19 protein-coding genes are annotated in these 22775 nt (G+C 67.3%); 10 read left to right on the top strand and 9 right to left on the bottom strand.

The features are described from left to right. Nucleotides 1-60: 60 nt before the first annotated feature. Nucleotides 61-1020: a cysteine synthase A gene (gene cysK / locus ACTXG9_RS02425; RefSeq protein WP_019660021.1), complete on the bottom strand. Its 960-nt coding sequence runs from the start codon at nt 1018-1020 to the stop codon at nt 61-63. Between the two features lie 207 nt (nt 1021-1227). On the opposite strand from cysK, the gene ACTXG9_RS02420 reads away from it, so the two are divergent. The 8 genes from ACTXG9_RS02420 (at nt 1228) to ACTXG9_RS02385 (ending at nt 13021) form a co-directional block, all read left to right on the top strand. Continuing rightward, nucleotides 1228-2211: a LysR family transcriptional regulator gene (locus ACTXG9_RS02420; protein WP_019660022.1), complete on the top strand. Its 984-nt coding sequence runs from the start codon at nt 1228-1230 to the stop codon at nt 2209-2211. A gap of 685 nt (nt 2212-2896) precedes the next feature. Next, nucleotides 2897-3328, top strand: a complete 432-nt coding sequence (locus ACTXG9_RS02415; RefSeq protein WP_111101809.1) for a DUF2946 domain-containing protein — start codon at nt 2897-2899, stop codon at nt 3326-3328. A 72-nt stretch (nt 3329-3400) separates the two neighbouring features. Continuing rightward, entirely contained in the window at nt 3401-5464 is a 2064-nt protein-coding gene (locus ACTXG9_RS02410; protein WP_456115434.1) for a TonB-dependent copper receptor, read from the top strand. Nucleotides 5465-5735: 271 nt separating this feature from the next. Further along, nucleotides 5736-6842, top strand: a complete 1107-nt coding sequence (locus ACTXG9_RS02405) for an efflux RND transporter periplasmic adaptor subunit (protein ID WP_019660197.1) — start codon at nt 5736-5738, stop codon at nt 6840-6842. Beyond that, entirely contained in the window at nt 6839-9964 is a 3126-nt protein-coding gene (locus ACTXG9_RS02400) for an efflux RND transporter permease subunit (RefSeq protein ID WP_111098279.1), read from the top strand. Before ACTXG9_RS02405 ends, ACTXG9_RS02400 begins: the two co-directional genes overlap by 4 nt. Beyond that, nucleotides 9957-10496, top strand: a complete 540-nt coding sequence (locus ACTXG9_RS02395) for a GNAT family N-acetyltransferase (protein ID WP_019660195.1) — start codon at nt 9957-9959, stop codon at nt 10494-10496. The genes ACTXG9_RS02400 and ACTXG9_RS02395 overlap by 8 nt, the downstream gene beginning before the upstream one ends. 179 nt (nt 10497-10675) lie before the next feature. Then, nucleotides 10676-12187: an alanine/glycine:cation symporter family protein gene (locus ACTXG9_RS02390; RefSeq protein WP_021202003.1), complete on the top strand. Its 1512-nt coding sequence runs from the start codon at nt 10676-10678 to the stop codon at nt 12185-12187. After that, nucleotides 12188-13021: a TrmH family RNA methyltransferase gene (locus ACTXG9_RS02385; RefSeq protein WP_111101807.1), complete on the top strand. Its 834-nt coding sequence runs from the start codon at nt 12188-12190 to the stop codon at nt 13019-13021. Between the two features lie 79 nt (nt 13022-13100). Here the strand turns inward: ACTXG9_RS02385 and ACTXG9_RS02380 are convergent, their stop codons facing one another. The 4 genes from ACTXG9_RS02380 to ACTXG9_RS02365 form a co-directional block, all read right to left on the bottom strand. Next, nucleotides 13101-14522 carry a M28 family peptidase gene (locus ACTXG9_RS02380; protein ID WP_021202001.1) on the bottom strand — a complete coding sequence of 474 codons (1422 nt, stop codon included), beginning with the start codon at nt 14520-14522 and terminating at the stop codon, nt 13101-13103. A gap of 244 nt (nt 14523-14766) precedes the next feature. Continuing rightward, the gene (gene mscL, locus ACTXG9_RS02375; protein ID WP_019660191.1) at nt 14767-15171 is read right to left on the bottom strand and encodes a large-conductance mechanosensitive channel protein MscL; all 405 of its coding nucleotides are present in this window, start codon (nt 15169-15171) and stop codon (nt 14767-14769) included. 54 nt (nt 15172-15225) lie between these two features. Continuing rightward, a complete protein-coding gene (locus tag ACTXG9_RS02370; protein ID WP_019660190.1) occupies nt 15226-15942 on the bottom strand; it encodes a fumarylacetoacetate hydrolase family protein in 717 nt (238 codons plus the stop codon). Nucleotides 15943-16017: 75 nt separating this feature from the next. Then, nucleotides 16018-16299, bottom strand: coding sequence for a hypothetical protein (locus tag ACTXG9_RS02365; protein ID WP_019660189.1), 282 nt, complete (start codon nt 16297-16299; stop codon nt 16018-16020). Nucleotides 16300-16477: 178 nt separating this feature from the next. Between ACTXG9_RS02365 and ACTXG9_RS02360 the strand changes: the two genes are divergently transcribed. Next, complete coding sequence (locus tag ACTXG9_RS02360) at nt 16478-16813, top strand: Rieske (2Fe-2S) protein (RefSeq protein WP_111098281.1); 336 nt, start codon at nt 16478-16480, stop codon at nt 16811-16813. A 163-nt stretch (nt 16814-16976) separates the two neighbouring features. Here the strand turns inward: ACTXG9_RS02360 and ACTXG9_RS02355 are convergent, their stop codons facing one another. The 4 genes from ACTXG9_RS02355 to thiS form a co-directional block, all read right to left on the bottom strand. Beyond that, entirely contained in the window at nt 16977-18824 is a 1848-nt protein-coding gene (locus tag ACTXG9_RS02355; RefSeq protein WP_019660187.1) for an SLC13 family permease, read from the bottom strand. A 27-nt stretch (nt 18825-18851) separates the two neighbouring features. After that, nucleotides 18852-19586: a tRNA (guanosine(46)-N7)-methyltransferase TrmB gene (gene trmB, locus ACTXG9_RS02350; RefSeq protein ID WP_019660186.1), complete on the bottom strand. Its 735-nt coding sequence runs from the start codon at nt 19584-19586 to the stop codon at nt 18852-18854. After that, nucleotides 19586-20380, bottom strand: a complete 795-nt coding sequence (locus tag ACTXG9_RS02345; RefSeq protein WP_019660185.1) for a thiazole synthase — start codon at nt 20378-20380, stop codon at nt 19586-19588. The genes trmB and ACTXG9_RS02345 overlap by 1 nt, the downstream gene beginning before the upstream one ends. A gap of 106 nt (nt 20381-20486) precedes the next feature. Further along, nucleotides 20487-20687 (bottom strand): sulfur carrier protein ThiS, encoded by a 201-nt coding sequence (thiS, locus tag ACTXG9_RS02340; protein WP_019660184.1) that lies wholly within the window; start codon nt 20685-20687, stop codon nt 20487-20489. 240 nt (nt 20688-20927) lie between these two features. Between thiS and ACTXG9_RS02335 the strand changes: the two genes are divergently transcribed. Continuing rightward, nucleotides 20928-22748 (top strand): autotransporter domain-containing esterase, encoded by a 1821-nt coding sequence (locus ACTXG9_RS02335; protein ID WP_026347045.1) that lies wholly within the window; start codon nt 20928-20930, stop codon nt 22746-22748. Nucleotides 22749-22775: the final 27 nt, after the last annotated feature.

Here is a 22775-nt window from a genome sequence, read left to right as displayed (position 1 = left end):
GCTGAAGCGGTCATGGATCCGCGGCAGGCGGTGGCGCCAGGCAATGCCCGGCGGCTTGCGTCATGGCAGGCCAGCCAGCCAGTCGTCGTCGGAACCCTCGTTCACATCGGCGAACAGCGGCGTGGAGAAATAGCGTTCACCGGTGTCCGGCAGCATCGCCAGGATCACCGAGCCCGGCTCAGCGCGGGCTGCCACGTCCAGCGCGCTGGCCACGGTGGCGCCGGCGGAGATGCCGACGAAGATCCCTTCCTCCGCCGCCAGTCGGCGCGCGGTGGCGATGGCGCGGTCATCCTCCACCGACACCAGTTCATCCACCACATCGCGGTTGAGCACGTCCGGCACGAAATCCGGGGTCCAGCCCTGGATCTTGTGCGGTTTCCAATCATCGCCCTTGAGCAGGGCGGCGCCGGCGGGTTCGGTAGCAATGACGCGGGTCTGCGGGCGCGCGACCTTCAACACTTCGCCCACGCCGGTGAGCGTGCCGCCGGTGCCCCAGCCACTGACGAAGTAATCCAGCCGCTTGCCGGCGAAGTCGCGCAGGATCTCGGCGGCCGTGGTGTTGCGGTGATAAGCCGGATTGGCCGGGTTGGCGAACTGGCTGGCCAGGAACCAGCCATGCTGCTCGGCCAGTTCGCGCGCCTTGCGCACCATGCCGCTGCCACGCTCGGCGGCCGGGGTCAGGATTACCTTCGCGCCATAGGCGCGCATCAGTTTGCGACGCTCCACCGAAAAGGTCTCGACCATCGTGGCCACGAATTTGTAGCCGCGCGCGGCAGCGACCATCGCCAGCGCCACGCCGGTGTTGCCCGAGGTGGCCTCCACGATCGTGTCGCCTGGCTTGAGCAGGCCACGCGCTTCGGCGTCGAGGATGATTGCCAGCGCCAGGCGGTCCTTGACCGAGCCGCCCGGATTGAATGACTCGACCTTGGCGTAGACGCTGACCTGTGGCGGTGCCAGGCGCTGCAGCCTGACGATGGGGGTGTTGCCGACGGTATCGAGGATGGACTCGTACAGGGCCATGGAAGCGCTCCGGAAACGGGGCCGCGCCGGGCTTCGGCGGGCAAAGGGGGAGGGCTGGCTGTTCAGGCCAGCGGCTGCCGGCTGACCGTAGCGCCGGCATATGACGCCCGGAAATGACCAGATACCTTTCTTAAACAACCTTTGGTTATAAGCTGGTGACGGCAATTGACCCTAGAGTGGACCTCCGCCCCACGCCGCCTGCCTCCCATGACGCTGACCCAGCTGCGCTACCTGGTTGCCATTGCCGATGCCGAGCTGAACATCACGCTCGCTGCCTCGCGCGTGCACGCCACCCAGCCCGGCCTGTCCAAGCAGCTCAAGCAGCTGGAAGACGAGCTCGGCTTTCTGTTGTTCGTGCGCAAGGGCCGCAGCCTGGAGTCGGTCACCCCGGCCGGCACCGAGGTCATCGCCCGCGCCCGCGCGGTGCTGGCTGAGGCCAACAACATCCGCACCTACGCGGCAAACCAGCGTCGCGAGAGCCAGGGTCAGCTGATCCTGACCACCACGCACACCCAGGCGCGCTTCGTGCTGCCGCCGGCGGTGGCGGCGATCAAGCAGGCCTACCCGCAGGTCAGCGTGCACCTGCAGCAGGCCGGTGAAGCCGACGCGCTGGACCGCTTGAACCAGGGTGATGCCGATATTGCGATCATCAGCACCGCAGGCGGTGAGCCCACCGATGGCATCGCAGTGCCGCTGTTCCGCTGGCGGCGCCTGGTGGTGGTGCCCAAGGGCCACCCGCTGGACCGCGCCGGCCGCGCACCGGACCTGGCCGCGCTGGCCCGCCAGCCATTGATCAGCTACGAATCCTCGACCCGACCGAACTCATCCCTGCAACGCGCCTTCGCCGCCAATGGGCTGGTGCCCGATCTGGCACTGACCGCGCTGGATGCGGACCTGATCAAGACCTACGTGCGCACGGGTCTTGGCGTAGGCCTGCTGGCCGAGATGGCGGTCAGTTCCAACGATGAAGACCTGCGTTCGTGGCCGGCCCCGGACCCGATCGCCGAGTGCATCGCCTGGGCGGTGCTGCCGCGCGACCGCGTGCTGCGTGACTACGCGCTGGAGCTGGTGCATGTGCTGGCACCGCAGATTGATCCGCGTGACCTGCGCAGGGTGCTGGATGGCAACCAGGCGGCGGCGTGGCCGGTGCCACCGACGTGGGAGTCACTGACCCAGACCATCACGGTGTGAGGGGTTGGTCGAGCAGGGCTTGCAGCCCTGCACCCACTACGACATTCAAGCAACAGCAACAGCAGAAGCGTGCATTCCGTGGGTTGGCGGGGCGGTGTTGGAGTGCGGGGACGCTGCAAGTACGTCCCTGTAAGCTTGGCAGCCGCATCCATGCGGCTGACACCCCGCACTCCGACACCGCCCCACCTCTGACAGATCCCGATGGCTGTTGGTAGGAGTCGACCTTGGTCGACACGTAGATCCATGCCATGCGTGGATGAATCTCCATCGAAATCGAATATTTCGAATTGAAATCGAAAAGCATCCACGCATGGCGTGGATCTACTGCAGATCGCGGAGATCTGTCGAAGTTGGGGTGGGTCCGGTTGCGGGAGTGTCCGCGGCATGGGCCCGAGGCATGCCTCGGGCGGGTTGGGCAGGACGCCCAACCCCGGTCTTGCCGTGTGCGCAGGAAAGCGCACACGAGCAAGCCGCGGCCAAGCCCCGGGGGTCACTTCATGGATGGGTTTACGGCGTCTCCCGCAACCGGACCCACCCCGCCCACCCTCAGGAAACCGCTTTTGCTGTTGCTTCGGCTCTTGCCGTGGTCCGCAGCAGGTGCAGGGCTGCAAGCCCTGCCGATAAACTCCCTCCTGCGACGGTTCGTCGCACAGGGCAACCCTGGACCCGCCTCTACACTAGCGCGGTGACCCGCCTGTCCCGCCCGCAGCGCCTTCTGCTCCAGCTCGCCGTCCTGGCGACGCTGCTGATGGTGCTTGCGCCGCTGGTCAGCCGCGCGCTGCAGGCGCCGCCGATGGACCACACCGCAATGGCGGGCATGGACCACGCCGCCATGGGCCATGGCATGCACGACATGACCATGGCCGGGCACGACCCGCATGGCGCTTCGCAGGCAGCACCCAAGCGCCCAGCCGACCCCCACGCCATGCATGGCGAAGTCTGCGAATACTGCGTGCTGGCCATGCGCCTGCTGCCGTGGCTGGCGGTGCTGGTGCTGCAGTTGCCGCTGCTGTGGCGGCCGCGCCTGGTGTTCCCGTGGTCGCAACAGGTGCTGCCGGCACTGCGCTGGCCGGCGCATGCCGCACGTGGACCACCACGCTCCTCCATCGTCCGCTGATGTCCCTATCGAATCTGCCGCACGACGCCTGACCGGGCGCCGTGCGCGCATGCGTACCTTGGAGCTGTTCCGATGAAAATGACTTCCCGCCCCGCGGGCGCCTGCGCGCGCCTGCCGGTTGCCCTTGGCCTGGCCGTGGCCGCGTCACTGGCCCACGCTGCGCCTGCTGAAGAAGCGCGCACCCTCGACACGATGGTGGTCACTGCCGCCGCGCCTTCGTCGCCACTGCACTGGGTGACCGATCCGCGCCTGCCGCGGCAGCCGGTCCCCGCCAGTGATGGCGCCGATTACCTGAAGACCGTGCCTGGCTTCTCCGCCATCCGCAACGGCGGCACCAACGGTGACCCGGTGCTGCGCGGCATGTTCGGTTCGCGGCTGAACATCCTCAGCAACGATGGCAACCTGATCGGTGCCTGCCCGTCGCGCATGGACAATCCGCTTTCCTATATCGCGCCGGAGAGCTTCGACCGGCTGACCATCATCAAGGGCCCGCAGAGCGTGCGCTGGGGCGCAGGTGCCTCGGCCGGCACCATCCGTTTCGAGCGCGATACGCCGCGCTTCGAGGAACCCGGCCTGCGTGCCGATGCCAGTGGACTGGTCGGCTCGCGCAACCGCAACGACCAGGTGCTGGACCTGACGCTGGGCAATCCGGCCGGTTACGTGCGTGCCAGCGGCAATCGCTCGGAAGCGGACGACTACAAGGATGGTCATGGTGACGTGGTGCCGTCGAAGTGGCGCAAGTGGAACGGCGACGTGGCCATCGGCTGGACGCCGGACGCCGATACGCTGCTGGAAATCTCCGCCGGTGCCGGCGATGCGATCGCGCGCTATGCCGGGCGTGGCATGGACGGCGCCGCGTTCGAGCGCACCAGCTACGCGGCACGCTTCGAGAAGCGCAACCTGCCGGGCGCGTGGGAAACGTTGCAGGCCAACGTGTACTACAACGAAGCCGACCATGTGATGGACAACTACACGCTGCGCACGCCGAATCCCAACAGCATGATGCCCATGCCGATGGCTTCGAACGTGGACCGCCGAACCCAGGGCGGCCGGGCCAGTTCCGAGTGGCGCTGGCAGGAGGTGCAGCTGGTGGCCGGTGTGGACGGTGAGGACAGCCGCCACCGTGGCCGCAACGGCATGGGCCGCGATACTTACCGCCAGGCCGCGTGGCAGACCGATGCGAACTTCCACCGCTATGGCGTGTTCACCGAGTTGACCCTGGGTGCCGGCACGGACCAGCGCTGGATCAGTGGCCTGCGCATCGACCGTGCCAGCGCCCGCGATGAGCGGCAATCGATCGGCGGCATGATGGGCAACCGGCCCAATCCCAGCGCCGGGCAGACGCGCAAGGAATGGCTCGGCAGCGGGTTCCTGCGCTACGAGCAGGACCTTGCCGACGGCCTGACCTGGTACGCCGGCCTCGGCCACAGTGAACGCATGCCCGACTACTGGGAGCTGTTCTCGCCCAACCATGGCCCGTCGGGCGCAGTGAACGCGTTCACCGGCGTGCAGCCCGAGCGCACCACCCAGCTCGACATGGGCCTGCAGTTCAAGGGACCGCGTGTGCAGGCATGGGTATCGGCGTATGCCGGGCAGATCCAGGACTACATCCTGTTCACCTATCACGGCAGCGGCATGATGGGCATGAGCCAGGCCAACAACGTCGATGCGCGCATCGCCGGTGCCGAAGCCGGGCTGGAAGTGAGCCTGGCTGCGCAGTGGAAGCTGGGTGGCACGCTGGCCTATGCCTGGGGCGAGAACCGCGACCAGCAGCGTCCGCTGCCGCAGATGCCGCCGTTGGAAGCGCGCCTGAGCGCGAACTGGGAAGGCCAGCGCTGGAGTGCCGGTGCGCTGCTGCGTGCGGTGACCCATCAGCATCGTGTCGCAGATGGACAGGGCAACGTGGTCGCGCAGGACCTGGGGCCGAGTGCCGGCTTCGCTACCTTCGCGCTCAATGCCGCTTACCGCTTCAGTTCGCAGCTGCAGCTCAGTGCGGGCGTCGACAACCTGTTCGACCGCGCCTACAGCGAGCACCTGAACCTGGCCGGCAGCGCCGACTTCGGCTTCCCGGCCGACCCGGTGCGCATCAATGAACCCGGGCGCAGCCTGTGGATGAAGGTGAACTACCGGTACTGATCGGCCGGGTAAAAAAACGGGGCCGGATCCCCGCCAGGATCCGTCCCCGCCCGACGCCCTCTGTCGGGCAGCTTCGACTCTACGATGACAACGCCTGCGGCGCACGGCGGGATACACCTCGACACATGCCGACACCGCTGCTGCGAGCCTTGCACGGAACAGGTTCACGGCGCTATCGCGCCGCCGGTGCCACGCCAGTAAACGCTTGGCACATATCGCTTCCACGGGTGCTTGCCTACACTCGGCGGCCGTGGATCTATCAGGACCGTTCATGTTGGCTCGCATTGCTTCGACCCTGGCCCTTGGCCTCAGCCTGGCCCTTCTGGCCGGGTGCGGGGGCAAACAGGAGGCCGCCGCCCGTCGGCAGGGCGAAGCGGTGCCGGTGACCGCGCAGGTCGTGCAGTCCTCGCAGTGGAATGACACGCTGCAGGCGCTGGGCACGGCCAAGGCGCGCGAGTCCATCAGCGTGACGGCCAAGGTCAGCGAAATCGTCGAGAAGGTGCACTTTGAAAGTGGCCAGCATGTGGCCGCCGGTGCGCCGATCGTGACCCTGCGCGGGCAGGCCCAGGAGGCCGCGCTGGTGCAGGCGCAGGCCACCTTCCACGAAGCCGACCAGCTGTACAGGCGCCAGCGCGAGCTGGCCTCCCAGCGGCTGGTGTCCAGCGCCACGCTGGATACGCAGAAGTCGATCCGCGATGCGGCCGAGGCGCGCGTGATGCAGATGCAGGCCGACATCGGTGACCGCCGCGTGCGCGCGCCGTTCGCTGGCGTGCTCGGCATCCGCCAGGTCAGCCCCGGCTCGCTGGTGACCCCGACCACGGTCATCGCCACGCTCGATGACATCGAGCACATGCACGTCGATTTCCAGGTGCCGGAAGTGGAACTGGCTGCGCTGGGCGTCGGTGACAAGGTCAGCGCCACCAGCGTGGCGTGGCCGGGCCGCACCTTCGAGGGTGAGGTCAGCACCATCGATGCGCGCATCGATCCGGTCACCCGTGCGGTGACCGTGCGCGCCGACTTCGCCAACGGCGATCATGCGCTGCGCCCGGGCATGCTGCTGGACGTGCGGCTGTTCCGCCCCGAGCGCCCGGCGCTGGTGGTCCCGGAAATCGCCGTGGTGCAGGTCGGCCGCGATACCTTCGTGTACCGCATCAAGGCCGACGACAGCGTCGAGCGCGTGGACGTGGTCACCGGTGCGCGCCGCGCCGGCGTGGTCGAGATCAAGCAGGGGCTGGAAGCGGGCCAGCGCATCGTGGTTGATGGCACCGGCAAGCTGCGCCCGGGCCTGAAGGTCGCGGCCAGGGATGCGGCACCGGCCAGCGGCGCGAAACCGGATGCCGCGCCGGCACCGGCCGCGGCCGAGGGGCACGGCGGATGAAACTGTCCGACATCTCCATCCAGCGGCCGGTGTTCGCCGTGGTGATGAGCCTGCTGCTGCTGGTGCTGGGCGTGATGTCCTTCACCCGCCTGACCCTGCGCGAGCTGCCTGCCATCGACCCGCCCATTGTTTCGGTGTCGGTGGATTACACCGGTGCCTCGGCGGCGGTCATCGAAAGCCGCATCACCCAGGTCCTGGAAGATGCACTGGCCGGCATCGAAGGCATCGATACGATCAACGCGCGCAGCACCAACGGCCGCTCGCAGGTCAGCATCGAGTTCACCTCCAACCGCGATATCGAAGCGGCGGCCAACGACGTGCGCGATGCGGTCAGCCGCGTCGCCGACCGCATGCCGGAAGAAGCCCGGCCGCCGGAAATCGCCAAGGTCGAAAGCGATGCCGACCCGATCATCTGGTTCAACATGGTCTCTTCGACCATGGACACGCTGGAACTGAGCGATTACGCCGACCGCTATGTGGTCGACCGCTTCTCCAGCCTCGACGGCGTGGCCCAGGTCCGCATCGGCGGCCGCCAGCGCTATGCGATGCGCATCTGGCTGGACCGCGACCAGCTGGCCGCACGTGGGCTGACCACCGGCGACGTGGAAACCGCACTGCGCAACGAGAACGTGGAACTGCCGGCCGGTCGCATCGAGTCGACCGACCGTGATTTCACCCTGCGCGTGGAGCGCAACTACATCAAGCCCGAGGATTTCGCCACCATCCCGCTGGGCAAGGGCCGCGACGGCTACGTGGTGCGCATGGGCGACGTGGCGAAGATCGAACTGGCCTCGGCCGAGCGCCGCGCCTACTACCGCAGTAACGGCGAGCCGGGCATCGGCCTGGGTATCGTCAAGACCTCCACCGCCAACTCGCTGGACGTGGCGCGCACCGCGCGCGCTGAAGCCGAGCGGGTGGCACTGACCCTGCCCAAGGGCACGCAGATCTTTGTTGCGTTCGACAACACCACCTTCATCGAAGCCGCCGTTGACCGCGTCTACGCCACGCTGGTGGAGGCAATGATCCTGGTGCTGGCGGTGATCTGGCTGTTCCTCGGCAGCTTCCGTGCCGCACTGATTCCGGCGGTGACCGTGCCGGTCTGCCTGGTGGCCGCGTTCATCGCACTGTACGCGTTCGACTTCTCGATCAACCTGCTGACCCTGTTGGCACTGGTGCTGTGCATCGGCCTGGTGGTGGACGATGCGATCGTGGTGGTGGAAAACGTGCAGCGCCGCATCGACCTGGGCGAGCCCCCACTGGTGGCCTCCAAGCGCGGTACCACGCAGGTTGCCTTCGCGGTGATCGCCACCACCGCCGTGCTGGTGGCGGTGTTCCTGCCGGTCGGTTTCCTGGAAGGCAATACCGGGCGCCTGTTCCGCGAGCTGGCGGTGGCGCTGGCGGCAGCGGTGGCGCTGTCCGCATTCGTAGCGCTGACGCTGACGCCGATGATGGCGTCCAAGCTGCTCAAGCCGCACACCGGGCAGGCACCACGTGGCCTGCATGGCTTCATCAACCGCAATCTGGAGCGCCTGGCCTCGGGCTATGGCCGCGTGCTCGACCACCATGTCGACCGCACCTGGATCTACCTGCTGGTGATGGTGGCCGCACTGGCTGCCAGCTGGGGCCTGCTCAAGCTGCTGCCGTCGGAACTGGCGCCGGCCGAAGACCGCGGTTCGTTCCAGATCATGATCGACGGCCCGGAAGGCGCCGGCTACGACTACACCGTGCAGCAGGTGCAGCAGGTGGAAGCGCTGCTGGCGCCGCATGTCGGCCCGGACAAGCCGATCGTGCGCGCCAACCCGCGCGTGCCGGGCGGCTGGGGCGCCAGCGAGGAGATGCACACCGGCCGCGTCAGCATCTTCCTGCAGCCGTGGCGCCAGCGCAGCGAGGGGACGCCTGAAGTGGCCGACGCGCTGCAGAAAGAACTGGACACCATCCGCGGCGTGCGCGTGCGCACGCAGGTGGGCGGTGGCCTGGTGCGCAGTGGCGGGCAGCCGTTCCAGATCGTGCTGGGCGGCCCCGAATATGCCGAGATCGCGCAGTGGCGCGACCGCATCCTGCTGCGCATGGCCGACAATCCCGGCCTGGTCGGCCCCGACTCGGACTACAAGGAAACCCGGCCGCAGATGCGGGTGAACATCGACCGCCAGCGCGCGGCCGACCTCGGCGTGCCGGTCACCGCGATCGGATCGGCGCTGGAAACCATGATGGGTTCGCGCCGCGTCACCACCTTCGTCGACAACGGCGAGGAGTACGACGTGCTGGTGCAGGCCGGGCGCGATGGCCGTGCCAGCCCGGCCGACCTGGCCGCGATCCGCGTGCGTGCCACCTCCGGCGAGCTGGTGCCGCTGTCCAACCTGGTCACGCTGAGCGAAGTGGCCGAGGCCGGAACCCTGAACCGCTTCAACCGACTGCGCTCGATCACCATCAGTGCCGGCCTGGCGCCAGGCTATCCGTTGGGCGAGGCCATTGCCTGGGCACAGAACGTGGCCCGGGAAGAGCTGCCGCAGTACGCACAGGTGAACTGGAAGGGTGAGTCGCGTGAGTACCAGAGTGCCGGCGGTGCGGTGCTGCTGACCTTCGCGATGGCCCTGCTGGTGGTGTACCTGGTGCTGGCCGCGCAGTTCGAAAGCTTCATCCACCCGCTCACCATCATGCTGACCGTGCCGCTGGGTGTGCTCGGTGCGCTGGTCGGCCTGTGGGTGAGTGGCGGCACGGTGAACCTGTTCAGCCAGATCGGCATCGTGATGCTGGTTGGCCTGGCAGCGAAGAACGGCATCCTCATCGTCGAATTCGCCAACCAGCTGCGCGATGACGGGCGCACGGTGCGCGAGGCGATCATCGAATCGGCGATGGTGCGCCTGCGCCCGATCCTGATGACCTCGATCGCCACCGTGGTCGGCGCGATTCCGCTGGTGGTCGCCGGTGGCCCCGGCTCGGCCAGCCGTGGCACGATCGGTATCGTGATCATCTTCGGCGTAACTCTTTCGACCTTCCTGTCGCTGTTCGTGGTGCCGGCGTTCTACGCACGGCTGGCCCCGTACACCCGCTCGCCGGAAGCGGTGAAGCGCGAGCTGGAGAAGCAGGAAGCGGAATCGCCGTCGGTGGGTGGCCATGCCTGACCCGACCACCGTGCTGCGAGGTGAAGGCTTCCAATTGCGCCCCTGGCGCCCGGATGATCTGGAATCGCTGCTGCACCACGCCAACGACGCCGAGGTGTCGCGGGGCCTGCGTGATCGCTTTCCGTACCCGTACACGCGCGGGGATGGCGAGGCCTTCCTCGCCGGCCGCGTGCTGGCTCCCGGCACCCTGAACCTGGCCATCGAGATAGACGGCCAGGCCTGCGGCAGCGTCGGTGCCCAGCAGGGCGTGGCCGAGCGTGGGCATACCGCCGAACTGGGTTACTGGCTGGGCCGGGCCTACTGGGGCCAGGGCCTGATGACCCGGGTGGTCGGTGTGTTTGCGCCTTGGGTGATGGACGAGCTGCGCCTGTTCAGGCTGCAGGCCACGGTGGTCGACTTCAATCTCGGCTCGGCCCGGGTGCTGGAGAAGAACGGCTTCCAGGAAGAGGGCGTGGAGCGCTGCGCGGTCTACAAGCGCGGCGTGCTGCACGACCTGCGCCGCTTCGCCCGGGTACGCACGCAGCTGCCCTGAACGCGCGGGCTGGCCGCTGTAGCACCGAGCCCATGCTCGGCTGATTCCGGGGCCCAAGCCGGACATGGGCTCGGCGCTACAAGACAGCGCTACCGCAGCGGCCTTCGATCAGGGAGAATCGACCGGTCCCCTCCAGCCGACGGGACGTCCTTACAACCCGCCGACTGGAGAGAGCGCGCGTGGAAGCAACCGTACACTTCATCAACAGCATCATCTGGAGCAAGGCACTGATCTTCGTGTGCCTGGGCGCCGGCCTGTTCTTCAGCCTGCGCACGCGCTTCATGCAGATCCGTGGCTTCTTCGAAATGTGCCGCCTCACCGTCAGGGGTGAGAAATCCGACGCCGGCGTGTCCTCGTTCCAGGCGCTGGCCATGTCGATGGCCGGCCGCATGGGCATCGGCAATATTGCCGGCGTGGCCACCGCCATCGCCTTCGGCGGCCCCGGGGCGATCTTCTGGATGTGGGTGATGGGCTTCCTCGGCGCGTCCACCTCGTACGTGGAATGCACCCTGGCGCAGATCTACAAGACCAAGGACGCCGAAGGCCGCTACCGCGGTGGCCCGGCGTACTACATCGAGAAGGCGATGGGCCTGAAGTGGTATGCGCTGGCCTTCGCCATCGCCACGATCATCGCCGCAGGTTTCCTGATGCCGGGCGTGCAGGCCAATGCCATCGCCGACAGCATCATCAACGCCTGCCGTGGGACCGCGCTGTGCGGGCCGCTCGACGGCCAGGCCTTCGGCATGGAATCGGTGCAGGCGCTGAAGCTGGGCATCGGCATCGTGGTCGCGCTGCTGCTGGGCGTGGTGATCTTCGGTGGCGTCAAACGCATCGCCAACTTCGCCGAAGTGGTGGTGCCGTTCATGGCTGCCGGTTTCATCCTGATGGCCATCATCATCATGGTCATCAACTACGACCGCGTGCCGGAAATGTTCGGCATCATCTTCCAGAGTGCCTTCGGCACGCATGCCGCATTTGGCGCGATGATGGGCCTGGCGGTGGAGTGGGGCATCAAGCGCGGCATCTACGCCAACGAAGCCGGCCAGGGTTCGGGCCCGCATGCAGCGGCCGCCTCGGAAGTCTCGCACCCGGCCAAGCAGGGCTATGTGCAGGCCTTCGCCATCTACTTCGACACCATGATGGTGTGCACCGCCACCGCGTTCCTGATCCTGGCCAGCGGCACCTACAACGTGTACTCGCCGGCAGGTGCCAGCGCACCGCCGATCTTCCAGGGCCTGGCCGGCATTCCCGAAGGCGCCGGTTACGCCCAGGCCGGCGTGGAAGCGGTGCTGCCGGGCTGGGGTTCGGCATTCGTGTCCATCGCCATCTTCTTCTTCGCCTTCACCACCATCATGGCGTACTACTACATGGCCGAGACCAACCTCAGCTATGTAAACCACAACAGGAAGCGCCCGCTGACGGTGCTGGTGCTGCGCCTGGGCATCATCGGCATGGTGGTGTTCGGCGCGTTCCACAATGCCACCCTGGCCTGGGCGCTTGGCGACATCGGCGTGGGCCTGATGGCCTGGCTGAACATCATTGCCATCCTCATCATCCAGAAGCCGGCGATGCTGGCCCTGCGTGACTACGAACGACAGAAGAAGCTGGGCCTGGATCCGGTGTTCGACCCTGATGCCTTGGGCATCAAGAACGCCGATTTCTGGCGCCAGCGCAAGCAGGAGAGTGTGTAAGTGAACAACCCTTGGAACAACCGCCGCCCGTCCGCCCGTCCGCCGCGCGCAACGCCGTTGCCGCGCCCGGAGGTGCCGGCCACGGGCGGTGGTGGGCGCGGTGGCAGCGATGAGCTGCGTCTGTACGGCCTGAATGCCGTGCTGGCTGCGTTCGAAGCGCGGCCGCAGGCGCTGCGCAAGCTGTACCTGCTGGAAGCACGCATTCCGCGCCTGCAGCCGTTGTTGAAGTGGTGCGTGGCCAACCGCGTGGGCTACCGCGTGGTCGAGGATGGCGATCTGAACAAGCTGGCCGGCACCACCCATCACGAAGGCGTGGTGGCCGACATGCTGCGCGCACCGGCACTGCCGCTGGCGCAGTGGCTGCAGCAGGTCGGTGACGGCCCGGCGCTGGCGCTGTGGCTGGATGGCGTGGGCAACCCGCACAACCTCGGTGCGATCCTGCGCTCGGCCGCGCACTTCGGCGTCAAGGCGCTGCTTCTGCCGGCTGGCAGCACGCTGGCGCTGTCCGGTGCCGCCGCGCGCGTGGCCGAAGGCGGCGCCGAAGCGGTGCCGCTGGTGCAGCTGCCGGAGACCGCTCAGGCAATGGCACAACTGCGCGCAGCCGGTTTCGGCCTGGCCGCGACCCTGGTCGAGGGCGGTGATGACGTGTTCCGCGCGTCCCTGCCAGACCGGCTGGTGTACGTGATGGGCGCCGAAGGCGAGGGCATGGACCGTGGCCTGGCGAGCCAGTGCGATCTGCAGGTCTCGATCCCCGGCAGCGGCGCGGTGGAAAGCCTGAATGTTGCTTCCGCCACGGCCGTGCTGCTGGCGCAGTGGGCGAGCCGCCGCGGCTGAGTGACGCCCGGTGGGTGCGAACCTTGGTTCGCACCGCTCTTCCCGCCGCAAACGCCGGGCATGGCCCGGCGCTACCGCATCATTCGTTCGGCGGCGTGGTCGCCTTGGCCTCGCTGCCGAAGCTGCCATCGGCTTCCGCCGCCAGGTAGGCGAACACAGTGTAGGCGGCCACGTTCTGTGCCAGCGCCTTCGGGTCGATCTTATCCAGCGTGTCGTCGGCGGTGTGGTGCAGGTGGAAGTAGTCCGAGCCGTCCTGCGCCAGCCACGCCCACGCACCGCCCTTGGCGGCCAGCGGGCCGACGTCCGGGCCCGGGCCACCCTTGTCGGCCTGGTACTCGATGCCCAGCGGCTTCATTACTTCGGCAATCTGCTTCGTCGCTTCGCGCGAGCCGTCCGGATTCGGCGAACCGGTATTGAAGGCGTAGATGCGGCCCGCGCCGAAGTCGCTCTCGGCGGCCAGCTGGTGCAGGGCCACGTCCTTCGCGTGCGCTTCGGCATAGGCCTTGCCGCCATACAGGCCCTGTTCCTCGTTGGCGAAGGCGATCACGCGGATGGTGCGCTTCGGTGCCTGCTTGAGCTGGCCGATCAGGTGGCCTGCGGCCATGGTGATGCCCACGCCCGCGCCGTCATCCACCGCGCCGGTGCCCAGGTCCCACGAATCCAGATGCCCGCCAATCACCACTACTTCCTTCGGCAGGCTGCGGCCGGTGATCTCGCCGATCACGTTGTACGAGGTCGCCGTACCATCCCAGCCGCAGTCCAGCGCCACCTTCACCGTGGTGCTGCCACGGGCCAGCAGGCGGGCCAGCTGGTCGGCATCGGGCACCGACAGTGCCGCAGACGGCACCGGGGTCAGGCCGTCATCGAAACGGGTGATGCCGGTGTGCGGCACGCGGTGCGAGTCGGTGCCGGCCGAACGCATCAGGAAACCGACCGCGCCCTTGCGGATCGCCTCGGACGGACCCTTGCTGCGGATCGCGCCGCCGCGGCCGTAGTCGCGGCCATCGCGGAACGGCAGCATCTGGTAATCGACGAAGGCGATCTTGCCCTTGAGCGAACCGGCCGGCGCCGCCTGCAGTGCGGCCAGGTCGGCGAAGCGCACCACCTCGGCTTCAACGGTGCCGCCCGGGCTGCCGCCCAGTGCGGTGATCTGCAGCGGCTGCGGATTTTTGCCGGTCACGGCAGCGTGTTCACTGCGGCGCTCCCACTTCGGGAAGGTCACCGGTTCCTTCCACACCTTGTCGAAGCCCAGTGCCTTGAACTTGGCTTCGGCCCAGGCCACGGCGCGGGCGTCAGCCTCGCTGCCGGCGATGCGCGGGCCGATCTCGGTGGTGAGCGATTCGACCACCTTCCAGCCGGTGTCATCGGCCAAGGCCTGGTCGCGCAGCTGTGCGGCGGTGGCCAGCGACGCCGGGGGCAGGGTAGTGGTGTGCGGCGCCGCGAAGGCCGGGGCGGCCAGCAGGGCGAGGGAGGATGCGATGGCAAGAACGCGGCGACGCATGGACAACTCCGGGAAGGGACCTAAGCCTTGGAGCTTAACAGTCGTTCAGCCCGGCGCATGGGCGGGAGGTCATGGCTGGCGCGGATGCTGTTTCCCGCCAGATGCAGCAAAGCGAAAGCCCCGCCGGGGCGGGGCTTTCGCCTGCTTCTGTAGAGCCGAGCCAATGCTCGGCTGCCTTTTGCAGATCAGCCGAGCGTGGGCTCGGCTCTACAGGTGGGGGGGGCGCCCATAGGCGCCCGATACCTCATTTCTTCAGGCTGTCGCGGATCTCGCGCAGCAGCACCACTTCCTCGGCCGGTGCGGCCGGTGCAGCTTCCTTCTTGCGAGACAGGCGGTTGATCGCCTTGACCACGATGAAGATCGCGAAGGCCACGATCACGAACTGGATCAGGGTGTTGATGAAATCACCGTAGCCGATCACCACCGCCGGAATCTCCTTGCCGTCCGGGCCGATGCGGGCCGGCGACAGCGTCCACGCCAGCTGCGAGAAGTCCACCTTGCCGATCAGCAGGCCCAGCGGCGGCATGATGATCTTCTCGACCAGCGCCGTCACGATCTTGCCGAAGGCCGCGCCGATCACCACGCCGACAGCGAGGTCGATGACGTTGCCGCGCATGGCGAATTCCTTGAACTCGGTGAGCATTCCCATTGTTGTTTTTCTCCGGTGGGGAAGTGGACAGCGCGCAGGGTAGCGCAGGTGACGTCAGCCGGCGATCACGCCGTGGCGCTCGGCCACGTTTTCCAGGCGGGCACTGAAGCGGTCGCCGGGCTTCAGCGCAGCCACCCCGGACGGGGTGCCCATGAACACCAGGTCACCGGCACGCAGCTGCCACAGCTTGGACAGCTCATGCAGGATCTCCGGCACGTTCCAGATCATCTGGTCGAGCAGTGCCTGCTGGCGCACCTCGCCGTTGACCTCCAGCGACAGGTTCAGCGCAGCCAGGTCGCCGACTTCTTCGGCGTGCACGATTTCGCTGATCGGCGCGGAGGCATCGAACCCCTTCGCGGCATCCCAAGGATGGCCCTTGTCCTTGGCTGCGGCCTGCAGATCGCGGCGGGTCAGGTCCAGGCCGACGGCGTAGCCGTAGACCAGCGCATCGGCGTCGGCGACGGCCAGCTCGCCGGCGGGCGCATCGCGACCGATCGCCACCACCAGTTCCACTTCGTGGTGCAGGTTGGCGGTTGCTGGCGGATAGGGGATGGCATCGTCGTGGCCGACCACGATGGCGTCGGCCGGCTTGCTGAAGAACATCGGGCGGCCGCGGTCATCGGCCGCCGGCACCGCCGCGCCCATTTCGCGGGCGTGGTCGGCGAAGTTGCGGCCGACGCAGTAGATACGGTGCACGGGGAAGCTGCCGCCACCGGCTACCGGTACACGCGGCAGGGCTACGGCAGGGATCACATCGGAGACATCGGACATGCGGGCATCCAGGAAGGGCGTGCCCGCAGTCTAGAACGCATGGCGCCCGCCGTCAGCGGGCGCGGAAGGCCTGGATCAGCGCGAGGCCGGCAACACCGGCTTGCGCACCACGCGGTACTCGCCCTCGACCACGGTCGGGTCCACCGGACGCGCGGCGCCCGGCTTGCGCGAGGCCAGCAGCTTCCATGCCAGGCCAACCAGGATCATCGCGGCACCGACGAACACACCGATGAACACCATCGCGGCCAGGATCGCCAGGCCGAGCAGGCCCACGGCAACGCGCACCAACGGATGGCGCGGCTTGCGCGGCGCGAACAGGGTGCGGAACTGGTTGAAGGCGGATGCGCGGTTGAACATGGCGGCTCGATAGGCTGGGATCAGCGAAGACAGAGTATCGGGACGCGCCACTGTCATTGAGTGAAAAACTCGTTAAATATAGCCTGTGCTTATTACGGATCAATGACTTGTGTTCATGTCGCAGCCAGTCACCTGAGCAGGCATGCGACAATTCCGGTTTACCGTCCGAGCTTTCGCCATGACTATCGCTGCTGCCCTGATCGCCCTTGATGCCATTGCCGATGGCGCGTTTGCCGAGGTCGAAGCGGTGATCGATGGCGATGCCGAATCGCTGGTGCTGTACCGCGACGGCGCGCAGGTGCGCGCATTCCTGAACATCTGCCCGCACGCCGGCCGTCGCCTGGACTGGGCCCCGGGCCAGTTCCTGAAGAGCCGCGAAGGCCATCTGGTCTGCGCCGCGCATGGCGCCTCGTTCACGCTGGACAGCGGCGACTGCATTGCCGGCCCGTGCAAGGGCGACCGCCTGCGTGCGGTGCCGGTCGATATCCGCGATGGGCAGGTCTATCTGGCCTGAGGCCGGAAGCAGTCGAGCACGGCTCGATTCTACAAAGGCTCCACGCATGGCGTGGACCCACCCCGCCATCCCACGGAATGCCAGCCGTTGACGTTGACGTTGACGTTGACGTTGACGTTGATTCTGCGGGTGCAGGGCGCAGCCCTGCCAACAAACCCAACCCTCAGAACATCAGGTTGATCATCAACACCACCACGCAGGTGTAGATCAGCGACAACGGTCCGCCGACCCGCCACATCTCGCGCGGGGTGTAATTGGCCGGGCCGGTGATCATCGAAATCACCGGGTTGGAGGCCGTCATCAGGTTGTTGGACGCCGACAGCGCCACGATCAGCGCGAACGCGGTCGGGTTGCCGCCCGCCGCCAGTGCCAGGTTCACCGCGATCGGTACCATCACGATGGTCGCGCCCACATGGCTGATCACCAGCGAGAACGCCGTGGTCAGCAGTGCCAGCGCCACCTCCAGCACCCACACCGGAATGCCGGTCGGCAGCTTGTCGATGGTATGGCCGGCCACCCACGCGGCCGCACCGCTGGAGTCCATCGCCCAGCCGAGCGGAATCAGCCCGGCCATCATGAACACCGTCTTCCAGTTGATCGAGGCATACGCCTCGTCCATGCGCAGCACGCCGGTCAGCAGCATGCCGGCCACGCCGGTCATCAGCGTCAGCGCGACCGGCAGCTTGCTGGTCAGCGCGATCAGGATGGTCAGCGCGAAGATCGCCATCGCAATCTTGAACTTGTGCGGGCGCTGCTCGCCGGTCGGATAGTCGGTCACCACCACGAAGTCGCGGCTCTTGGCCGCCTGTGCCAGGTCGGTCCAGATGCTGTGGAAGACCAGCATGTCGCCTGCACGCAACTGCACGTCGCGCACGTCCTCGCGGATCACCTGCTTGTCGCGGTTGATCGCCAGCAGGCTGATGCCACGCTCCTTGCGCAGGCGCAGGTCGGCCGCGCTCTTGCCGATCACGTTCGAGGTCGGCGGTACCACCGCCTCGGAAATACCGGCGCGGCTCGGGTTGAACAGGTCACCCAGGTGCTTCAGGCGCGAAGACATGCGCAGGAACTGGTTCTGCGCGAAATCGTTGATCTGCTGGCGCGGGCCCATCGCACCGAGCACGCTGCCTACCCAGATGCGCATCTCCGCCGGCGGCGCCAGGCGGGTGTCATTACCGGTTTTCAGGGCCAGCAGCAGCGGGGCGTCGTGCAGGTTCTCGGCCTCGCCCAGGGTCATGCCCACCAGCGGACTTTCCGCGCTGACCACCAGCTCGAACACATCGCCTTCGATGCCATAGGTCTTGGCGAAGTAGCTCTCGGTGCGTGCTGGGGTGACCCCGTCGTTGACCAAGGTTTCTTCCTCGATCAGCTTGCGGTCGCCGTAGTAGCGGAAGTACAGCAGCGATGCGATCAGCAGTGCCACGCCAATCGGCAGCGGCGCGAACATGCGCAGCGGCTCGATGGTGGCCAGGCCGGAAGGCAGGTTGTTGTTGGCCGAGGCCAGCAGATCGTTCAGCAGGATCAGCGGCGAATTGCCGACCATGGTCAGCGCACCGCCCATCACGATCGCCGCCGAGATCGGCAGCAGCAGGCGCTGCATCGTCAGCCCGGTGCGCGCTGCCAGTCGCGAGGCGACCGGCAGATACAAGGCCATCACCGACGGGTTCTGCATGAAGGACGAGTTCAGGCCGGCGATGGCGGTGGTCATCATCAGCAGCCGCTGTTCGACGCCGTGGCCGCGCCGCAGCAGCCATGCGGCCAGCCGGTTCAGCGCCCCGGTGCGGTCCAGGCCCGCACCGAGGATGGTGGTGGCGATGATGCTCATCACCGCGTTACCGGAGAAACCGCCGAAGATCTCCTCCGGCGCGATCAGGCCGGTGACACCGAGTACCACCAGCACCACCAGCGCGACCACGTCGGCGCGGATGCGCTCGAACAGGAACATCGCCATCGTGAAGCCGACCAGCCCGAGCACGAGCTTCATGTCGTTGGTCAGCGTCAGCGCGGTATCCATGTGGGGCGCGGCGTCCTCAGGCGATCATCAGGTGCGGTCGTACAGCAGGTCCCAGACGCCGTGGCCGAGTTTCTGGCCGCGGGTCTCGAAGTGGGTCTGCGGGCGCCAGTCCGGACGCGGCACGCTGCCACGCGGGCCGGCGCGGTTGACCAGGCCGGCAGTCGCGTCAAGCACGTCCCACATCTGCTCGGCGTAGTCTTCCCAGTCGGTGGCGCAGTGCAGGCGGCCACCCGGGCGCAGCTTGCGCACCAGCAGCTCGGCAAATGCCGGCTGCAGCAGGCGGCGCTTGTTGTGGCGCTTCTTGTGCCACGGGTCCGGGAAGTAGATGCGCACTTCATCGAGCGCGCCATCGGCGATCTCGTTCTGCAGCACTTCCACCGCGTCATGGTGGTACAGGCGCACGTGGTCGGCATTGTCCTCAGCCAGCGCGTTCAGCAACCGGCCCACGCCGGGGGCGTGCACTTCGATGCCGATGTAGTCGCGCGACGGATCGTGCTGGGCGGCGAAGCGCAGCGCGGCACCGTTGCCGAAGCCGATTTCCAGCACCTTGTGTGCCGGGCGGCCGAAGGTGGCATCCAGGTCACGCGGCTGGCCGGTGTAGTCGAGGCCGAAGCGCGGCCAGCGTTCGTCGAACGCGCGCTGCTGGGCGGGGGTGAAACGTCCCTGGCGCAACACGAAGCTGCGCACCTCGCGGCGGCCCTCGCTTACGGTGAAGGGCTTGGGTGGGGCCTTGGAGCCGGCGCTGTCAAAAGGATTGGTCATCAGCCGATCAGCCCGTCCACCGGAGAGGATGCGCTGGCGTAGCGCTTGCGCGGGATGCGCCCGGCCAGGAAAGCCTCGCGGCCGGCCTCGACTGCCTTGCGCATGGCAGTGGCCATCAGCACCGGGTTGCGCGCACCGGCAATGGCGGTGTTCATCAACACGCCGTCGCAGCCCAGCTCCATCGCGATCGCCGCATCCGACGCGGTGCCCACGCCGGCATCAACGATGATCGGCACCTTGGCGTCTTCGATGATCTGCAGCAGGTTGTACTTGTTCTGGATGCCCAGGCCCGAACCGATCGGCGCGGCCAGCGGCATCACTGCGGCGCAGCCGATCTCTTCCAGGCGCTTGGCCAGGATCGGGTCGTCGGAGGTGTAGACCATCACCTCGAAGCCGTCCTTGACCAGCTGCTCGGCGGCCTTGAGGGTCTGCACCACGTCCGGGTACAGGGTCTTCTGGTCGCCCAGCACTTCCAGCTTGGTCAGGTTGTGGCCGTCCAGCAGCTCACGGGCCAGGCGGCAGGTACGCACCGCGTCTTCGGCGGTGTAGCAGCCAGCGGTGTTGGGCAGGATGGTGAAGCGCTCCGGTGGCAGCACGTCCAGCAGGTTCGGCTCGCCCGGGTTCTGCCCGATGTTGGTGCGGCGGATGGCCACGGTGACGATCTGGGCGCCAGCAGCCTCGGTGGCCAGGCGGGTTTCTTCCAGGTCCTTGAACTTGCCGGTGCCGGTGAGCAGCCGCGAGCCATAGGTCTTGCCGGCGATCACCAGCGAATCGGGGGAGACATGAACGTTCATGGCGCGATTATCGCCTATCCGCCTGAAGATGGGATCACGCAATGGCGTGCCGGCCGTGGATCGGCATGGGTAGTGCCGGCCGCTGGCCGGCAAACCCGGACAGGCCTCAGCCCCCACCCAGCGCGTGCACGATCTCGACAATGTCGCCTTCAGCCAGGACATGCTCGCGATGGCGGCTGCGGCTGACGATCTCGCCGTTGACCTCCACTGCCACCCGGCGCTGCAGCAGCTGCTCGGCCTCGAGCAGGTCGTGAAGGGTCGCCGAGGCGGGCAGGGTGCGGGGTTCGCCGTTGAGCTGGATGTTCATGCCTGCATTGTCGCTTATAGCCCTTCGTGATCGGAACGTTTGCAATTTGATCGGGGCGCCAGCTCCAGCACAGCAGGCTTCGGCGTGCTCAGGCGACAATCCATGCGGCGGCGCAGCGTGAGCAAACGGCGGCCCGGTGAAACCATTGACCGTGCGCCGGCGTACGTGTGCCGGATTCCAACCTATTTACCCCACAGGAGTTCCTAGATGCAGCTCAGCAAACACCCGATCCGCTCCCTGATGGCGGCTGCGATCGCACTCGCCGCGCTGCCGGCCATGGCAGGCGAAAGTCCGTATTCCAAGGCCGTGTTCTTCGGCGACAGCCTCACCGACGCCGGCTATTTCCGGCCGCTGCTCGATCCGGGCGTGCAGCCGGTCACCGGCCAGTTCACCACCAACCCGGGTTGGGTGTGGGCACAGCAGGTCGCCAACTACTACGGCCTCAACGGGGGTGCCAACGGCAACGGCCAGAGTGGCGACAACTACGCCGTGGGCGGTGCCCGGGTATCGGTGGACGAGGCCGGTGGCCTGGGCGTGATTCCGTCGCTGAAGTCGCAAGCAACCCGCTACCTTGCCGCGAACGGTGGCAAGGCTGACGGCAACGCCCTGTACACCGTATGGGGAGGCGCCAATGATCTGTTTGCGGCCACCCGTGCGGCGGCAGGTGGCGCGTCGCAGGCCCAGGTGCAGGGCATCATCGGCGCAGCGGTCACCGACCAGATCGCGCTGGTAGGTGCGCTGAAGCAGGCTGGTGCCCAGTACGTGCTGGTACCGAACCTGCCGGATGTGGGCATCACCCCGCAGTTCCGCGGCCCCAATGCCGCCGCCGCCACCGCACTGTCGGCCGGCTACAACAAGGCGCTGTACGGTGGCCTGAAGCAGGCAGGCATCGAGTTCATTCCGCTCGATACCTTCAGCATCCTGCGCGAAGTGACTGCCAATCCGGGCATGTACGGCTTCACCAACGTCACCAGCACCGCCTGCAGGATCGATCCGAACAACTCCACCGCCAGCATCATCGGCTGCAACCCGACCAGTTACGTCAGCCCGGATGCAGCCAACACCTACCTGTTCGCCGACGGCGTGCATCCGACCACCGCCGGCCATCAGCTGCTGGGCCAGTATGCTGTCTCGGTGCTGGAAGGCCCGCGTCTGCAGCAGGTGCTGAGCCACTCGGCCCAGACCATCGGCCGTTCGCGTGCCGACCAGGTCAGCATGCACCTGGGTGGTCGCCCGGCCGATGGCCTGTCCTGGTGGGGCGGCGTGCGCGGTGACCTGCAGCGTTATGACCATGCCGACCTGTACGACGGCCTGGCGCCCGCCGGCCTGTTCGGTATCGACTGGGCACGCGACGGCATGGTGTTCGGCGGCTTCGCCGGCTTCGGCCGCCTCAACGCAGACTTCGGCAACAGCCGTGGCGACTTCACCCAGAAGGACACCACTGCCGGTCTGTTCGCCGGCTGGTATGGTGACCGCATCTGGATCAATGGCCAGGTCAGCTACACCTGGCTGTCCTATGACGTGAACCGCAAGGTCCAGCTGGGCCCGGCCACTCGTGAGCACGGCGGTTCGCCGGACGGCAGCAACCTGACCGCCGCGCTGAACGCCGGCTACGAGTTCGGCACCGAAGGCGGTTTCCGCCACGGCCCGATTGCTTCGGTGATCTGGCAGAAGGTGAAGATCGATGGCTACACCGAAAGCGCTGCCGCCGGCACCCTGGCCACCGCACTGGGCTACGACCGCCAGAACGTCGATTCGACCGTCGGCCGCATCGGCTGGCAGGCCCGCTTCGATGGCGGCACCGTCAAGCCGTACGCGCAGGTGACCTACGACCACGAGTTCGAAGACACCAAGCAGGCCAGCGCATGGCTGCAGACCCTGCCGGAACTGGGCAGCTATCGCGTGCCGGGCCTGAACTTCGACAAGAACTACGCCACCGTGGTGCTGGGTGCCCGTACCGAGCTGTTCGGCCTGCAGAGCAACTTCGGCCTGAGCGCTTCGGCCGGGCAGAAGCGTGCCCAGGACGCGACGCTGTTCGCCAACTTCAGCGGCAGCTTCTAAGCAGAAACCAGGCGGGGCCGGATCCCT

This window comes from Stenotrophomonas maltophilia group sp. LNF247 (assembly GCF_054083135.1).
This window is presented reverse-complemented; position numbering and strand designations above follow the sequence as displayed.

Coding starts and splice junctions, on each gene's coding strand:
- cysK (WP_019660021.1), bottom strand. CDS start 1,020: ATGGCCCTGTACGAGTCCATCCTCGATACCGTCGGCAACACCCCCATC.
- ACTXG9_RS02380 (WP_021202001.1), bottom strand. CDS start 14,522: ATGCGTCGCCGCGTTCTTGCCATCGCATCCTCCCTCGCCCTGCTGGCC.
- ACTXG9_RS02365 (WP_019660189.1), bottom strand. CDS start 16,299: ATGTTCAACCGCGCATCCGCCTTCAACCAGTTCCGCACCCTGTTCGCG.
- trmB (WP_019660186.1), bottom strand. CDS start 19,586: ATGACCAATCCTTTTGACAGCGCCGGCTCCAAGGCCCCACCCAAGCCC.
- ACTXG9_RS02405 (WP_019660197.1), top strand. CDS start 5,736: ATGTTGGCTCGCATTGCTTCGACCCTGGCCCTTGGCCTCAGCCTGGCC.
- thiS (WP_019660184.1), bottom strand. CDS start 20,687: ATGAACATCCAGCTCAACGGCGAACCCCGCACCCTGCCCGCCTCGGCG.
- ACTXG9_RS02370 (WP_019660190.1), bottom strand. CDS start 15,942: ATGTCCGATGTCTCCGATGTGATCCCTGCCGTAGCCCTGCCGCGTGTA.
- ACTXG9_RS02400 (WP_111098279.1), top strand. CDS start 6,839: ATGAAACTGTCCGACATCTCCATCCAGCGGCCGGTGTTCGCCGTGGTG.
- ACTXG9_RS02410 (WP_456115434.1), top strand. CDS start 3,401: ATGAAAATGACTTCCCGCCCCGCGGGCGCCTGCGCGCGCCTGCCGGTT.
- ACTXG9_RS02345 (WP_019660185.1), bottom strand. CDS start 20,380: ATGAACGTTCATGTCTCCCCCGATTCGCTGGTGATCGCCGGCAAGACC.
- ACTXG9_RS02395 (WP_019660195.1), top strand. CDS start 9,957: ATGCCTGACCCGACCACCGTGCTGCGAGGTGAAGGCTTCCAATTGCGC.
- mscL (WP_019660191.1), bottom strand. CDS start 15,171: ATGGGAATGCTCACCGAGTTCAAGGAATTCGCCATGCGCGGCAACGTC.
- ACTXG9_RS02355 (WP_019660187.1), bottom strand. CDS start 18,824: ATGGATACCGCGCTGACGCTGACCAACGACATGAAGCTCGTGCTCGGG.
- ACTXG9_RS02335 (WP_026347045.1), top strand. CDS start 20,928: ATGGCGGCTGCGATCGCACTCGCCGCGCTGCCGGCCATGGCAGGCGAA.
- ACTXG9_RS02420 (WP_019660022.1), top strand. CDS start 1,228: ATGACGCTGACCCAGCTGCGCTACCTGGTTGCCATTGCCGATGCCGAG.
- ACTXG9_RS02360 (WP_111098281.1), top strand. CDS start 16,478: ATGACTATCGCTGCTGCCCTGATCGCCCTTGATGCCATTGCCGATGGC.